The sequence below is a fragment of the Azospirillum picis genome (genome assembly GCF_017876115.1).
Lineage (GTDB): Bacteria > Pseudomonadota > Alphaproteobacteria > Azospirillales > Azospirillaceae > Azospirillum > Azospirillum picis.
Window position 1 is genome coordinate 505,658 of sequence record NZ_JAGINO010000003.1, and the last position, 14,344, is coordinate 520,001.

Annotated in this window: 20 protein-coding genes; 9 read left to right on the plus strand and 11 right to left on the minus strand. The window is 66.5% G+C overall.

What is annotated here, in order from left to right:
* Positions 1–150: 150 nt before the first annotated feature.
* The 4 genes from J2850_RS07265 to J2850_RS07280 all read right to left on the minus strand — a co-directional run bounded on the left by J2850_RS07265 (position 151) and on the right by J2850_RS07280 (position 1,314).
* Entirely contained in the window at positions 151–306 is a 156-nt protein-coding gene (locus tag J2850_RS07265) for a hypothetical protein (RefSeq protein ID WP_209980190.1), read from the minus strand.
* A gap of 89 nt (positions 307–395) precedes the next feature.
* The gene (locus J2850_RS07270; protein WP_209980191.1) at positions 396–539 is read right to left on the minus strand and encodes a DUF1289 domain-containing protein; all 144 of its coding nucleotides are present in this window, start codon (positions 537–539) and stop codon (positions 396–398) included.
* 154 nt (positions 540–693) lie between these two features.
* Positions 694–900 carry a DUF6494 family protein gene (locus J2850_RS07275; RefSeq protein ID WP_209980192.1) on the minus strand — a complete coding sequence of 69 codons (207 nt, stop codon included), beginning with the start codon at positions 898–900 and terminating at the stop codon, positions 694–696.
* Positions 901–1,095: 195 nt separating this feature from the next.
* A complete protein-coding gene (locus tag J2850_RS07280) occupies positions 1,096–1,314 on the minus strand; it encodes a hypothetical protein (RefSeq protein WP_209980193.1) in 219 nt (72 codons plus the stop codon).
* A 352-nt stretch (positions 1,315–1,666) separates the two neighbouring features.
* On the opposite strand from J2850_RS07280, the gene J2850_RS07285 reads away from it, so the two are divergent.
* Positions 1,667–1,861, plus strand: a complete 195-nt coding sequence (locus J2850_RS07285) for a hypothetical protein (protein ID WP_209980194.1) — start codon at positions 1,667–1,669, stop codon at positions 1,859–1,861.
* Between the two features lie 28 nt (positions 1,862–1,889).
* Here the strand turns inward: J2850_RS07285 and dksA are convergent, their stop codons facing one another.
* Complete coding sequence (gene dksA / locus J2850_RS07290) at positions 1,890–2,309, minus strand: RNA polymerase-binding protein DksA (protein ID WP_209980195.1); 420 nt, start codon at positions 2,307–2,309, stop codon at positions 1,890–1,892.
* 189 nt (positions 2,310–2,498) lie between these two features.
* Complete coding sequence (locus J2850_RS07295; RefSeq protein ID WP_209980196.1) at positions 2,499–2,924, minus strand: flagellar assembly protein FliX; 426 nt, start codon at positions 2,922–2,924, stop codon at positions 2,499–2,501.
* 230 nt (positions 2,925–3,154) lie between these two features.
* Between J2850_RS07295 and J2850_RS07300 the strand changes: the two genes are divergently transcribed.
* The 6 genes from J2850_RS07300 (at position 3,155) to sciP (ending at position 8,664) form a co-directional block, all read left to right on the plus strand.
* Entirely contained in the window at positions 3,155–4,309 is a 1,155-nt protein-coding gene (locus tag J2850_RS07300; protein ID WP_209980197.1) for a flagellar basal body P-ring protein FlgI, read from the plus strand.
* A complete protein-coding gene (locus J2850_RS07305) occupies positions 4,309–4,686 on the plus strand; it encodes a rod-binding protein (RefSeq protein ID WP_209980198.1) in 378 nt (125 codons plus the stop codon). The genes J2850_RS07300 and J2850_RS07305 overlap by 1 nt, the downstream gene beginning before the upstream one ends.
* The gene (locus J2850_RS07310; protein ID WP_209980199.1) at positions 4,679–5,188 is read left to right on the plus strand and encodes a flagellar basal-body protein; all 510 of its coding nucleotides are present in this window, start codon (positions 4,679–4,681) and stop codon (positions 5,186–5,188) included. The genes J2850_RS07305 and J2850_RS07310 overlap by 8 nt, the downstream gene beginning before the upstream one ends.
* Positions 5,189–5,470: 282 nt before the next feature.
* Entirely contained in the window at positions 5,471–7,336 is a 1,866-nt protein-coding gene (locus tag J2850_RS07315) for a flagellar hook-length control protein FliK (RefSeq protein ID WP_209980200.1), read from the plus strand.
* Positions 7,337–7,407: 71 nt separating this feature from the next.
* Positions 7,408–8,160 (plus strand): flagellar hook assembly protein FlgD, encoded by a 753-nt coding sequence (locus J2850_RS07320; protein ID WP_209980201.1) that lies wholly within the window; start codon positions 7,408–7,410, stop codon positions 8,158–8,160.
* Between the two features lie 174 nt (positions 8,161–8,334).
* Positions 8,335–8,664: a CtrA inhibitor SciP gene (gene sciP / locus J2850_RS07325; RefSeq protein ID WP_209980202.1), complete on the plus strand. Its 330-nt coding sequence runs from the start codon at positions 8,335–8,337 to the stop codon at positions 8,662–8,664.
* Positions 8,665–8,721: 57 nt separating this feature from the next.
* Here sciP and J2850_RS07330 read toward each other — a convergent pair whose 3' ends face one another.
* Complete coding sequence (locus J2850_RS07330) at positions 8,722–9,309, minus strand: TetR/AcrR family transcriptional regulator (RefSeq protein ID WP_209980203.1); 588 nt, start codon at positions 9,307–9,309, stop codon at positions 8,722–8,724.
* Positions 9,310–9,447: 138 nt separating this feature from the next.
* Here J2850_RS07330 and J2850_RS07335 point away from each other — a divergent pair, with 138 nt between their 5' ends.
* Positions 9,448–9,891, plus strand: coding sequence for a MaoC family dehydratase (locus J2850_RS07335; protein ID WP_209980204.1), 444 nt, complete (start codon positions 9,448–9,450; stop codon positions 9,889–9,891).
* Positions 9,892–10,049: 158 nt separating this feature from the next.
* Here J2850_RS07335 and J2850_RS07340 read toward each other — a convergent pair whose 3' ends face one another.
* The 4 genes from J2850_RS07340 to J2850_RS07355 form a co-directional block, all read right to left on the minus strand.
* The gene (locus tag J2850_RS07340; RefSeq protein WP_209980205.1) at positions 10,050–11,138 is read right to left on the minus strand and encodes a TRAP transporter substrate-binding protein; all 1,089 of its coding nucleotides are present in this window, start codon (positions 11,136–11,138) and stop codon (positions 10,050–10,052) included.
* Between the two features lie 119 nt (positions 11,139–11,257).
* On the minus strand, positions 11,258–11,521 hold the full coding sequence (locus J2850_RS07345) for a hypothetical protein (RefSeq protein ID WP_209980206.1): 264 nt from the start codon (positions 11,519–11,521) through the stop codon (positions 11,258–11,260).
* Positions 11,522–11,615: 94 nt separating this feature from the next.
* On the minus strand, positions 11,616–12,491 hold the full coding sequence (locus J2850_RS07350) for an S-methyl-5'-thioadenosine phosphorylase (protein ID WP_209980207.1): 876 nt from the start codon (positions 12,489–12,491) through the stop codon (positions 11,616–11,618).
* Between the two features lie 63 nt (positions 12,492–12,554).
* Positions 12,555–13,256 carry a rhomboid family intramembrane serine protease gene (locus tag J2850_RS07355; RefSeq protein ID WP_209980208.1) on the minus strand — a complete coding sequence of 234 codons (702 nt, stop codon included), beginning with the start codon at positions 13,254–13,256 and terminating at the stop codon, positions 12,555–12,557.
* 198 nt (positions 13,257–13,454) lie between these two features.
* Between J2850_RS07355 and J2850_RS07360 the strand changes: the two genes are divergently transcribed.
* Positions 13,455–14,252 carry an oxepin-CoA hydrolase, alternative type gene (locus J2850_RS07360; RefSeq protein ID WP_209980209.1) on the plus strand — a complete coding sequence of 266 codons (798 nt, stop codon included), beginning with the start codon at positions 13,455–13,457 and terminating at the stop codon, positions 14,250–14,252.
* The last annotated feature ends 92 nt before the right edge of the window (positions 14,253–14,344 follow it).

Genomic DNA, 14,344 nt, shown 5'->3' on the forward strand with positions numbered 1-14,344 from the left:
GACCGCCGGCCACACTTTGCGTTCTTCCGGGCGCCTGGTGCCGGCCCTCAGCCCTCGGCCGGCCCGTCCGTCGGACTGGCAATTTCTGCCCGTCGGACGCTTTTGCCGAACCGATCCTGCCGGCCGCCGTCTTGCCGGCCGCCGCGCGGCTTACTGGTATCCGCCCTGGCGAGCCCGATCCTTCGCTGCCTCCTCCTGGGCCTTCTCGGTCCGGCTGTCGATCTTGCCGGGGCCGCCCGTCTGAGGCTGCTGGGAGGCATCGTCACGCTTGGGGGTCTGTCCGGAGGCCTGGTCTCGGTCGTTCATCGTCTGCTCCTCGGTTGCTTCACGTCGTGATGCCTTCCCAGCAAACAGGCACGGACCGCAATCATCCCGCCCCGGCGGTACACGCCCCCTTACTCCTCCCGCCGCCCGGCCCCGCCGGTGTCGGTTTCGCCGGCCTCGATCGCGGCGTTGATCTGGTCCAGGGTGCGGCCGCATCCGGTACAGACGTCGCCGTCGATGGCGCACATGCCGAGGCAATCAGGGTCGTCGCTCATGGGGTGTCGCTCATAGGCCGGGGCTCCCCTCGCCGTGGAGGGGTGATCGCCCCGATCCCTACCTGAAAGCCGCGACGGGCTCAACATCCGGTCGCTCGCCCTGGTGAGGTCATCCCAACAGGCGCGAAGCGGGCTTTGCCCCCCGGGGTGACGCCTACTCCAGCGCGATGTCCGCCTTGACCTCATGGGTCAGGTCGATGGCGTCGACGGTCAGGACGATGCGGGCGGAAATCGTCTCGTTCCCCTTGAGGCGGCCCTCGGCGAGCGCGCGGCCGACAGCCAACTCGATCTCGCGCTGCGAGGTGACGCCGACCTGCTTCAGGAACTTCCTCATGTTGAGGTTGAAGGTGTCGTTGTCCATGGCTCTCCCCCGCGATCGAAGTTCCGTAGGTGGTTCCGCACATCATTGTGCGAATTTCGAACCCGACGATGACCGGATTGGTTCCACTCCGAGCCGTCCACGATGCGGGAAACGAGGCCGGACCTACTCGCTCCAGTCCATCTGGTTGTTGGCAATGCCGTCGGGCGCGCCATGGCCGACGCCGTACCCCTCCCTCTAGGAGGTCCAGCCGTTGGTGATGCCGTCGGATGCCGGATCGGGGGAACGAAGCTGCGCACTGCCGCCGGACTGCCCGGTATCGCGCTGCATGGTCAAGCCGACCGGCGCATCGCCGGCTCGGCCCGATGCTCCTTCGCCTGTCTGCAGGCCGGCGCAAGCTGCCAGCAGGCTACAGGTGGCGTAGGCCATCAGGAGCAGCTTCGCTCTCATCGTCATTCCCCCGATCACCCTCTCGGTACGCCAAGCAATCTGCGTCGGCGTGCGGTGCCGGCAACCGCGGCCGGGATGACCATACCCTGGGTTATGGTCGGCACCGGGCGGATGGCGCCCCCGCCTGACCGGCGGTGGCCGATCCCACGCCCGCCAGCCGGTCATGCATGCCGTACCGGGTAGAGCCACCAGGGCGCCGACCGACAGGACGGGCACGGGGCACCATGGATGAAATCCGAGAGCCGGCCGAAGATGTCGGCCCCGCCTGCATCCTGCAGCGATCCGGTGTCGGGGGAACCGCGCTTCTGCTGGTGACGGTCCCCGATGCGCTGGAAAGTGGCGCGACCGTCGAACTGGCATGCCCGTCGAGCTGGCGAGCATGCCGATCCCGTCGATCGCCATGGCGGCACGCGCCCGGCACGGCAAGGCGGTGGCGCATCCCGACCGCAGCGGTGCGGATGCGGTCTTTACGGGCGAACGCCAGATCGCCCGCCACATGATCGAGCATGCCGCCGGGCAAACGGCGTCAGCCGCCGCCGCGGCGCCGCAATGACGGCCGAATCAGCGTCCCGGCCGGCGCGTCAATCGTCGCGCTGGGTACGCTCCATCCGCTCGTGGCGCTCCTGGGCCTCCAGGCTCAGCGTCGCGATCGGGCGGGCGTCGAGCCGGCGCACGGAGATCGGATCGCCTGTCTCCTCGCAGTAGCCGTAGCTACCATCGACGAGACGCTCCAGCGCCGCATCGATCTTGGAGATCAGCTTGCGTTCACGGTCGCGGGTGCGCAGCTCGAGAGCGCGGTCCGTTTCCGCCGAGGCGCGGTCGGCAATGTCCGGTTCCTGAATGCCGCCTTCCTGGAGGCTGTTCAGCGTACCGGTGGATTCCGCCAGCAGTTCCGCGCGCCAGCGCAGCAGCTTCTGACGGAAATACTCCCGCATTGTCGGGTTCATGAACTCCTCGTCGTCCGACGGGGAATAGTTCTGGGGCAGAAGCGGCGACGTCATCCGAAAGCATCCAGCGAAAAAGGGGTGATCCGGGCGGCGCGGAGTATATGCACGCGACGGCGCGACCGCAACCCTATGGTTGGCCCCTACAACAGCCGAACAAGCCTTTGGAATAAAAAAGATTTGCCGCGGGCGAACCCAGGGCGCCTCAACCGCCGCGCTGTGCGTCCGGACCGGCGCGTCCGGCGCTCAGGAAGTCAGCTTGGCCAATTCCACCTGTGCGCGCAGATCGATCTCATCAAGGATTTCGGCCAGGTCGGGATCATCGACGTGAACACGGCGGGACTGGACGACCTTGGACAAGTCGATCAGCTTCTGTGCCGACAGGGTACCCGACAGCAGGCCATGCTGGATTTCCTCCAGCCGATCGAGCATCTCCTCCGCCCGCATCTTGCCGCGCGACGCACGCGCCGTGGCGTCATCGGTCGCATCGACCTCCTGCAGCGCCAGCACGCCCGTGACGCCGGCGGCGGCGGCGGTGCCGCTGACGCCGTGGGCCGCTCCGGCCTCACCGACGAGCTGCTTGGAGAACGCGGCGCCGGACGAGCCTTCGGCCTTGCCGGTACGGCGGACCGACCCGCCGCCGCGAATGTTTCCGGTGCCTTCGACTTTCATGATCCGTGCAACCGTTTGCAGTAAAGGATGCGTAAACGCGCACACTCTAGATGGGTCAACCTTAACATCCGGTCAAGCCTTGCCGCAATCCGGCAAAATTTGCCGCGTTGCTGTGACCGAAAGGCGCCAACACGCGGGCGTTTTTCAGGACAAGTCCAGAAATCCGTGCAGATAGGCGGCTGGCATGGAGCTTGTATAGGGAAGGGCACGCGTTCAGGAGTGCCAGTGTCATGATCCGCTTCGCCCTTTGCCTTTTCGACCGCCGCGCCTGCGCCGCCGCAGTGGGGGCGGTCCTTTCCGCCCTGGTCGTGCTGGCCTGCCTGGCGGCCCCGGCGCAGGCGGCGTCCGCGCGCATCAAGGACATCGTCGACGTCGAGGGCGTGCGCGACAACATGCTGATCGGCTACGGGCTGGTGGTGGGCCTGAACGGCACCGGCGACAGCCTGAACAACTCGCCCTTCACCGAGCAGAGCCTGACCGGCATGCTGGAGCGGATGGGCGTCAACACGCGCGGCACCAACCTGCGGACCAAGAACGTGGCGGCGGTGATGGTGACGGCGACGCTCAACGCCTATGCCGCCCAGGGAACCCGGATCGACGTCACCGTGTCTGCCATGGGCGACGCGAAGAGCCTGCTGGGCGGCACGCTGCTGGTCACGCCGATGATGGGCGCCGACGGCGAGGTCTATGCGGTGGCGCAGGGCCCGATCGCGGTGTCGGGCTTCTCCGCCCAGGGCCAGGGCGCCAGCGTGACTCGCGGTGTGCCGACCTCCGGCCGCATCTCCTCCGGCGCCATCGTCGAGCGGGAGATCCAGTTCTCGCTGGCGGAACTGCCGGTGCTGCGCCTGAGCCTGCGCAACCCTGATTTCACCACGGCACAGCGGGTGGCGACCGCCATCAACATCCAGCTACGCGGGAACCGCGCCCAGGCCACCGACCCGTCGTCGGTGCTGCTCAACGTGCCGGATGCGCGCCGAGGCGACGTCGTCGGCCTGATCACCGAGATCGAGCAGCTCCGCATCACGCCCGACCAGGTGGCGCGGGTGGTGGTGGACGAGAAGTCCGGCGTGATCGTCATGGGCGAGAATGTCCGCATCTCCACCGTCGCCATCGCCCAGGGCAACCTGACGATCCGGATCACCGAGACGCCGCAGGTCAGCCAGCCGGGTCCCTTCAGCCAGGGACAGACCGCGGTGGTGCCACGCACCGACATCCAGGTCGACGACCAGTCCAACAACCGCCTTGCCGTGATGAGCTCCGGGGTGACGCTGCAGGAGTTGGTACAATCCTTGAATGCGCTTGGCGTGGGTCCGCGGGACATGGTCGCCATTCTCCAGTCGATCAAGGCCGCCGGTGCCCTGCAAGCCGAGATCGAGGTGATCTGATGGACCTGAGCCCCAGCCTTTCCAGCGCACCGACGCCGCGCGGTCCCTCCCTGGTCGAGCGCGCGCAGGCGGCCGGCTATGGCTTTCGCACCCTGGCGAAGATTTCCGACCTGGAGGCAAAGGTTGGACCGGCAAAGGTTGCCCAGCTCCACAAGTCCGCCGACGAGTTCGAAAGCCAGTTCATCAGCCAGATGCTGAGCCCGATGTTCGAGAGCCTTCCCACCGACGAGACCTTCGGCGGCGGCCGCGGCGAGGACATGTTCCGCCCGATGCTGGTCGAGCAGTTCGGCAAGCAGATCTCCCGGCGCGGCGGCTTCGGCATCGCCAATCAGGTCTACGGAGAACTTCTTCGCGCCCAGGAGGCCAGTCATGGATAAGGTCGACGTCCGTTTTCCCCAACAGGCCAGGCCCACCGCCAACCTGCCGAAGAACGCCCAGGAGCGGGCTATTGCGCTTGTCGAGCTGATGGTTCGCCTGACCGCCCTGCTGGAGCGCGAATCCGCCGCGGTCCGCGCCCGCCGGCCCGCCAAGGAACTGGCTCAGATCGTCAAGGACAAGCAGCCGATGACGCTTGTCTACGAGGAGGTGTCGCGCCTGCTCCGCGTCGATCGCGACGGTCTGGCCAGCCTGCCGCCCGAGCTGAAGACGGCCCTGAAGGAGGCGACGGGGAAGCTCTATGCCGCCACCGCCGACAATGCCGAGGCATTGCGCGTCGGAAGCGCTGCGCAGAAGGTGATGGTGGATACCGTCGTCGGCGTGATCAGCCGCCAGCAGAAGGCGCCGAGCACCGCCTATGCCGCGCACATGGGCGGCGGCCGCGGCTATTCGGCGCCTCCCAGCGGCCCACGCACCTCCGCGGCCCTCAACACTCGTCTGTAGCCAGCCACGCGAACCCTGCCGCCCACGCGATCCGAACGGCCGCCCCTCACCGGGCGGCCTTTTTCGTTGGCGGGACGTCCCGGTCGGACCGCGGCAAGAATGGCTCCGGCCCCGGCCATTTTTGCCGGTTCCTTTTGCCGGTTCCCGGCGGCGGGGCGGCGGAAACTTCCCCCTTACGGCCGTCGCGAGGTTCGGGCTCACGATCCCTCCAACTGGCCCGCCCATTGCATTGGAGCCGATGCGCCACCGTCGGCGCCGCCAGCCGTCTTGAGGGACCACTCCATGGCAATCCAATCGAACAGCATCGCCGCATCCTTGTTCGACGGCATGGCCCAGCCCCAGCAGACACACGGGACGGCGGCGCAGAACGATATGTTTTCCAAGATGATGGACCGCATGCTCGCCGACGCCGCGGCACGCAAGCGCGAACAGGCCGCGGCCGAAGCCCGCGACAGCGGGCGCGAAGCGAAGGAGGCGCGGGCGGCGGAAAGCCAGCGCAAGGCGCCGGTGCGGCCGGAACCTCGGGTCGATCCGCAAAGGAATCGGATCGAGGATGCCAACCGCAAGTCCGAACGCGACGATGCGGCTTCCGCATCGGCCGCCGGAAGGGCTGAAAAGGCCGACGATAGGCAGCCGCCCGCCCGGCACGAGCGCTCCGTCCAGGACAAGCAGGACGGCAACAAGACGAACAGGACGGACAAGCGCCCGGCCGACAAGGCCGCCGACGCCAAATCGAACAAGGGAACCGCGAAGGCGGATGCCGCCGCGGCAGGAGGCGGCACCACGCCCGCGCGGCAGACGGGCGAGGCTGCCGCCTCCGCCGACCAGCCTGTGGGCGGCGGGACGGCGGTCGATGGGGCAGCGGTCGATGCAACGGCGTCCGATGAAGCCATGGAAGGTTCAGGCGGTGACGAGGCCAGCCAGGACGACGCCGCTTCGGCCGACCCAATGCTCCTCGCCGGGCAGGACGTGGCGGCCCAGGCCCAAACCGTCGCCCAGCCCATCCTCCCGGCCAGCGGACTGATCCTCGCCAGCCTGACGTCGGCTGGGGGGGCGGCGGGCGGCGACAACGGGCAGGACGGTGATGGCGCCGCAGCCGACGGTCCGGTGGCGGCAACCGCCGTCGACGCGGCGGCGCAGACGGCCGGCGCCCAGCAGGCGGCACAGGCCGCAGGCGCCGGGGCTGCCGGCGCCGAGGCGGCGTTGGGCGACGCCAGGGCCACGGCCCGGTCGGGCGAAAAGAACGGCGATGCCGCCACCGCCTTGCAGGACGCCTCCCAGCTTGCCCCCCAGGCCGATGGCGCCGGCACCGAAGCGCTGCCGACCGACGAGGACACGCCCCTTCCCGACCGGTTCGCCGACCTTCTGGCGGCGGCAAAGGCGAAATCCGGTGAGACCAAGGCGAACGGCAGGCAAACCGCGGATGGCGGCAGCCGCAACGATGCCCAGCCCCAGGCGCAGAACCAGGCAGCGCCCATGCCGCAGCCGGTGGCGCCGACCCTTGTGCCGCCGGCCGAAGTGTCCCCTGCCACGGGCAAGGCGACCGCCGGAGCCCTGGAGGCCGTCGATGCCACCGGACCGGTCGCGGGCGGGACGGGTGCGGCCGGTCCCCACAACCACCCTGCACTGGCGGCGATGGAAGGAGGACATGGCGGGCCGGCCGCGCTCGATCAGCCGCAGGCGGCAGCGATGCTTCGCCCGTCACGCGGCAGCGCCGGGATGCCGATGGGGGTGAACGACCAGATCGCCGTCCACATCAAGAAGCACGCCGCCGACGAGGTCGACCAGTTCACCATCAACCTTCATCCCGCCGAACTGGGCCGGATCGACATCAAGCTGGATATCGCCCCGGATGGCCGGGTCAACGCGATCGTCGCCGTCGAGAAGGCGCAGACGCTCGAACTTCTCCAGCGCGACAGCCGTGGGTTGGAACGAGCCTTGCAAGACGCTGGGCTGCAAACGGACTCCAACAGCCTCAACTTCAGCCTGCGCGGTGAGGGAAATCCCTTCAGCAGCGACGGCCGGGGGGGAGGCCGGGGAAAGGGCGCCGGCCGGCGTGGCTTCGGCGGGGATGGTGACGACGATGGTGGCGACACCACCGTTTATACCGCGACCCTCGGAAACGGACGCCTGGACATCCGCGCCTGATCGCGCGCCACCCATTCTCGGCTCCGCCGACCATCGAGATACCGGCCGAAAGGCCATGAAGGACGATCGCCATGACGACCACCACGAACACCACCGACAAGGCACCGTCGCTGAATCAATACGGGACCTATTCGTCCGGGCTGTCGACCGGGTCGAAGACGACGCCAACCACGGCCAAGCCGCAGACCGACGGCGACAAGACCTCGGCAGCGGTGAAAGGCCTCGGAGACAATTTCGAGACCTTCCTGACCATGCTGACGACGCAGATGAAGAACCAGGACCCGCTGAAGCCGATGGACACGAACGACATGACCAAGCAGTTGGTCGACTTCGCGAACGTCGAGCAGAACATCGGCACCAACAGCCGGCTGGACAAGCTGGTCAAGCTGCAGAGCGCCGGTACCGCGTCCACCAACCTCGCCTATCTCGGCCGGACCGTTTCCTTCGAAGGCGACACCTTCCAGTACACCCAGGGCATGACCCAGACGCCCCTGGGATACGAGCTCGACTCCGGCGCCAAGTCGGTGCGCGTCGATATCCTGGACGCCAAGGGCAACATTGTGCGGTCGATGAAGGGCGAGACCTCGGCCGGCACCAAGCACGCGATCAGCTGGGACTTCAAGGACGACCAGGGACGCGCGGTGCAGCCCGGGACTTACCGCATGAACGTCGCCCCGCTCGCCGAAAACAAGACCGATACCATCAAGGCCACCACCTACACCTTCGGCACGGTCGCCGGCATCGGCAACAACAAGGACGGCGAGACGGTCCTGACCGTCGGTTCCAGCGAAGTCCCGCTGTCGAAACTGACAATGGTCTACTGAACCGGCGAGGCTCGCCTGTCGGGAAGGCAGCCCCGCTCACCCTCACCACCCTTCCGAGGTAGGGGTTAACCCGACAGGAAACGTTAACCCTATCGTTTAGGCATTTGTTAAGCGGCGTCCCCTAAAGTACCCCGAAATCGTGTAATCCACGGTTTGTGGTTGGAGCGTCCGCGCATGGAACTCGCAGTACTCGACACCGCCGACGACATCGCGGCCGGTGCATCGGTCATTGGCCCGGAAGGGCGTCCGATGACGGAAGATGATTTACCCCCGCCCGACACGAAGCGTTGGGTGATGCGCCGCAAGGCGGAAGTGGTTGCCGGCGTCCGCTCGGGCCTGATCAGCCTGGAGGAGGCCTGCCGCCGCTACACCTTGTCGGTGGAGGAATTCCTGTCGTGGCAGCGGTTGATCGACAGCCACGGCATGCGCGGGCTGCGCGCAACCCGCCTGCAGGACTACCGCCCCGGTCAGTCGATCCGAGACCGGGTGACCGCGGCGGAGTAGCCGGCGCCGATGGCTCCAGCCATTGCTTTAGCGCCGACCCTCATCTCCTGACATGCCCTATCCGCATGCCGCGTCGATCAAGATCGCCGCGGCACTCGCCACAGGCTCGCTTCCAGGTTCGGACTCCAACGTCCGCCCCGCAGCGTACGCGCCTTCCATCAGCAGATGCAGGTGTGCGGCCAGGCGATTGGGTTCGTCGGCACCCGCCGCCGCCGCAAGCGCATGCAGGCGCATCCTGACCTGCTGTCTGTGCGCGACCGCCAGGGCATGCGCCGGATTGGCCGGATCGCGCAATTCGGCAGCGGCAGCGGCGAACGGGCAGCCCTGGAATTTCGGATGGCTGAGCCAGTGGCCAAGTGACTGGAACAGCGCCTTCAACTGCGCGCGCGGATCACCGGGGTGGCGGGTGGTCACCCGCTCCCACCACTGGGAATGCAGAACGCTGTTCCGCTCCAGATAGGCGCAGACCAACTCGTCCTTCGAGGCGAAATTCCGGTAAAGGCTCATTTTCGCCACCCCGGAACGCGCGATGATCGTATCGATGCCGACCACCCGGATGCCCTCCCGATAGAAGAGTTCCGCCGCGGTATCGAGGATTCTCTCCCGCGCCGGCCTCCTTGCGGTTCCGGTCCGCTGTTCTCCCATCCCCGCCCCGCTTCCCGGCACGCTCACGCCGGCGGTTGACAATGATACAGACCTGTCTCTACCATCCAAAAAAGAGACAGACCTGTATCATATCGAACCGGCAACGTCTTTGCCACGGCGACGAGGGGGAGTCCGACGATGCGCTATTTCGACGATTTCGCGGCGGGCGACCGCTTCACTGGCGGTCCGCTGGAGGTCACGTCGGCGGAGATCATGGCCTACGCGGAACGCTTCGATCCACAACCCTTCCATCTCGACCCCGAGGCCGCCAGGGAGACGCTGTTCAAGGGGCTTGCCGCCAGCGGCTGGCATACCGCAGGCTTGACCATGCGGATGATCGTTGGAAGCACCGCCGGCCTCGCCGGTGGCTACATCGGCATGGGCGTCGACTCGATCAATTGGCCCCGCCCCACGCGGCCGGGGGATGTCCTGCGCATCGAAATGGAAGTGATCGAAGCCCGCCGGTCGGTCAAACGGCCGGATCAGGGCGTCCTGAAGGTGACCACCACCACGCTGAACCAGAAGGATGAAGTGGTCCAGGTCATGACCGCCAACCTCCTTGCCCCTGCCCGCCCGGCCTGATGCAATTGGCCTGATCGGTTGGTCTGATTGGTTGGTCTGATTGGTTGGTCTGATTGGTTGGTCTGATTGGTTGGCCGGCATCCGGGGCAACGGTTCCGGCCCCCGCCATAGGCGGGGGCCGGAACCGTTGCCTGTGCGCGTGGGTGCCGGCCAGACGGTCAGCGCTTCAGCCCGGCGGTGAATGCGAAGTTGTCGAAGGAGTTCTCGGCCACTCGGAACCAGAGATACTCCTCGTCGCGGAACTTCTTCCACGGCTCGTAGATCTTGGCGAACTTCGGGTTGGTCTTCGCCGTCTCGTCGTAGAGCTCCGTGGCGGCCTTGTAGCAAGCCTCCATCACCTCGCGCGGGAACGGGCGGAGCACGGCGCCGCCGGCGACCAGACGGCGAAGCGCCTGCGGGTTCTCTGCGTCGTACTTGGCATTCATCGTCAGGTTCGCCTCGAAGCAGGCGGCTTCCAGAACGGCCTTGTACTGCTTGGGAAGCTGTTCCCACTGCTGCCTGTTGACCAGCAGCGACACATTCAGGCCACCTTCCCACCAGCCGGGATAGTAGTAGTATTTGGCGACCTTGTTGAAGCCCAGCTTCTCGTCGTCATAGGGGCCGATCCACTCGGCCGCGTCGATGGTGCCCTTCTCCAGCGACGGATAGATGTCGCCGCCGGCGATCTGCTGCGGCACGACGCCCAGCTTGGCAAGGACCTGTCCGGCGAAGCCACCGATTCGGAACTTCAGGCCCTTCAGGTCTTCGACGGTCTTGATCTCCTTGCGGAACCAGCCGCCCATCTGCACGCCGGTGTTGCCAGCGGGGAAATTCACGACGCCGTAGCCGTCGAAGAACTCGCGCAGCAGGTCCATGCCGCCGCCATTGTAGATCCACGCGTTCTGCTGACGGGCGTTCAAGCCGAACGGCACCGTCGCGTCGAAGGTGAAGGTCGGATCCTTGCCGACATAATAGTAGCTGGCGGTGTGCCCGCACTCGACTGTGCCGTTCTGCACCGCATCCAGAACCTGGAGGCCCGGCACGATTTCGCCCGCCGCGAACGGACGGATCTGGAACTTGCCGTCCGTCGCCGCGGAAACGCGGGCCGCAATGGTGTCGGCGGCGCCATAGATGGTGTCGAGGCTCTTCGGGAAGCTGGATGCCAGCCGCCAATGGATTTCCGGATGCGTCTGGGCGATGGCCGGGGCCGCCAGCGTGCTGGCGGCCACACCGACACCGGCCGAGGTCAGGAAGGAACGGCGCTTCATGAACGTTTCCTCTTCGTTGTGGATATGACGCCTGTGCGAGGCCGCGTCATTTGCCGATCGGCAGACAGTTTTATCTCCAAACAAAATCCTAGAAATGGCAATATGTGTCCGACAATTCCTCAATACGCATGGCTTCCATACCGACACGTATCAAAAGATCCGGTCGACATGGAAGAACCCGGCATAGAAACGGATTTCCAGCCGGCTTGGCAGTGGCCATCTCTACTACCGTGATATTGAATATCGATATCGGGCGCCCGCAGGAACATCAGCATTCGCTTCAGGAAGCTGCCTTGCGCCGGTCCAGGAGCATGCAAGGTTTCCTGCAGCAGCCCCAATGGCTGCATGTACGGATGATATAGACGCAGCAGAATAGGGGTCACACCCCTACTTTCGTTCATGCCCAAGCTGGCGGCAAGAGCCCGCGCCATATTCCAAGCACTTGATCTGACTGCCTGAAGGGACGCGGGGGGCGCTTCAGCCAAGAACGCGTTTCACGATCAGGTCCAGCTTTTCGAGCATCGCCGGGTCGCGATGGGATGGTGCAGTCATGATGGCGGCATCGAGGGCGTTATGGCACCCCTGTGCACAGGCGCCGTCGCGGCCTGCGATCCGCGGGGCCAGTGCCGTCACCAGCGCCCGCGCCCTTCCGGCATTGGCGATCACCACCCTGATCACCGCGTCGACGGAGACGTGGTCGTGATCCTCATGCCAGCAGTCGTAGTCGGTGACCATGGCGACCGTCGCGTAACACATCTCAGCTTCGCGGGCGAGCTTCGCCTCGGGCATGTTGGTCATCCCGATGACGTCGCAGCCCCAGGTCCGGTAGAGGGTCGATTCGGCGATGGTGGAGAACTGTGGCCCTTCCATCACCATGTAGGTGCCCCGGCGCTGGTGGGGGACGTCCAGTTCCACCAGCGCGGCTTCGATCAGGTCGCCGAGACGGCCGCAAACCGGATGCCCGAGCCCGACATGGGCGACCAGCCCGGCACCGAAGAAACTCTTCTCTCGGGCGAAGGTCCGGTCGATGAACTGGTCGATCACCACGAAGGTGCCGGGAGGGAGGTTTGCCTTCAGCGAACCGACCGCCGAAACCGAAAGGATCTCCGTCACGCCCAACTGCTTGAGCGCATGGATGTTGGCGCGGAAGTTCAGGTCCGACGGCGGGATGCGGTGACCCCGGCCGTGGCGCGGCAGGAAGACCAGACGCTGCCCCCCCAGTTCTCCCGTCAGCAACTCGTCGGACGGGTCGCCGAAGGGGGTGTCCACCTTGACCCAGCGGGTGTTCTCCAGCCCGTCGATGTCGTAAAGGCCACTGCCGCCGATCACGCCCAGAACCGCATCGCTGCCCATGTTTCCCCGGCTCCCGCAGAAATTCGCACAAGTATTTCGGGGACGTGGGGCAAAAGCAACCGTTCAGGCGCCGTTCGGCGGAGGCCGGCGACGTCGCACCGGGCGGCACAGCAGCCCCCCCAGCAGCAGGCCGGCCGCCACCCCGCCGGCATGGGCGCCCCATCCGACTTCCGTCAGCGGAGAATCGGCAGGCAGCGGCACCAGCATCATTGCCGCATTCAGCCCGGCAAAAGCCGCGATCACCCCCTGCACCAGCCGCCGCAGCCAGCGTCGCGACAGCAGTCCGCGGCAAGGACGCAGCCACAGGAAGCCGCCCATCAGCGCGCAGATCGCCCCGCTCGCCCCGATCAGCGGCGCCATGCGGTCGGTTGCCACCAATCCCTCGGTCAAGGCCGCCGCCACCGTGCCGCCCAGGAACAGCAGCAGGTAACGGCCATGCCCCATCTCCCGCTCGACAACGTCCCCCAAAAGCCAGAGCACCGCCATGTTGGACATCAGATGCGTCAGGTCGCCATGGATCAGCACATGCCCGAACAGCCCCCGCCATAACGCCGCGGTCGGCAACGGACCGGCCAGTTCGACCGTCCCGAAGAAATAGGCGGGGACAAAGGCGAAGGACTCCGGTGGCAAACGCAGGACGAAGGACAGGATGCACAGCAGGATGAGGCTGCGGTTCACGTAGGGCGGCACGGCCGCCGCGGCCGTCGGCCGCTTCCCGCGCCCCTGGCCATCCCCCCGCCCCTCCCGCTCAAGCGCCAGAGCCATGCCCTGTCCTCTCCGCGTCGATACGCCTCACCCTGATCTAGGAAGGGGTGTCGGGGAAAAACAGGCGCTTCCCGCGCCACCCGAAGCCTTCCTATACCGGTCGTACGGATTGGTGCCCGGCCGGCCCGCTGGCACAGTGATTCCACCAGCCGGCGAGGCTCGCTCCGCTGGGCAACGACAACCGGGGAAGAAACGACCATGAACGAACGTCAGGATACCGGCAGCATGACGGTGGAACGCCAGGGGCGCGTCATGGTGCTGACCATGAGCGATTCCGGTACGCGCAATGCCCTCGGCCTGCGGATGATGGCGGCCGGCCGCGATGCGCTGGACGAAGCAACCCACGACCCCGGCGTCGGCGCCGTCGTGCTGACCGGGGCCGGCGGTGCCTTCAGCTCCGGCGGGCATCTCAACAACCTTTATCATCACGGCAGCCGGTCGCGGTCGGAGAACCGGGACGGGATCGAGCGCTTCCACGGCTGGGTGCGGTCGATGCGCGAATGCCCCAAGCCGATCATCGCCGCGGTCGAGGGACCGGCCGCCGGAGCGGGCTTCTCGCTGGCGCTGGCCTGCGACCTGATCGTCGCCGCAGACGATGCGCGGTTCCTGACGGCATACGTCAAGGTCGGACTGACCGCCGACGGTGGCGCCTCGGTTTCCCTGGCGCGTGCCCTGCCGCCGCAGCTCTATGCCGAACTGATGCTGACCGGCGGTCCGGTCGACGCCGCGCGCCTGCATGCGGCAGGCGTCGTCAACCGACTGACGGCTCCCGGCCAGGCGTTGGCACAGGCGATCTCCTGGGCACAAACCATCGCCGGCGGCCCGAGCGGCGCCATGGGGCGGGCCAAGAAGCTGATGGAACTGGCCTATGGCAGTTTCGCCACCCAGCTTGCCCGGGAAAGCGACCTGTTCGTCGAGGCGCTGCATCACGGCGAGGCCAAGGAGGGCATCACCGCCTTCTTTGAAAAGCGCCCGCCGGTGTTCCACAAGCGCTAGTACTACAGCCGGCTTTTATCGATTTGTATGCGTCGTTTCCAATGCGATTGCTTTGCTCGCTGTTGATGATGTCTTCGCCAAAGTGACCAAGC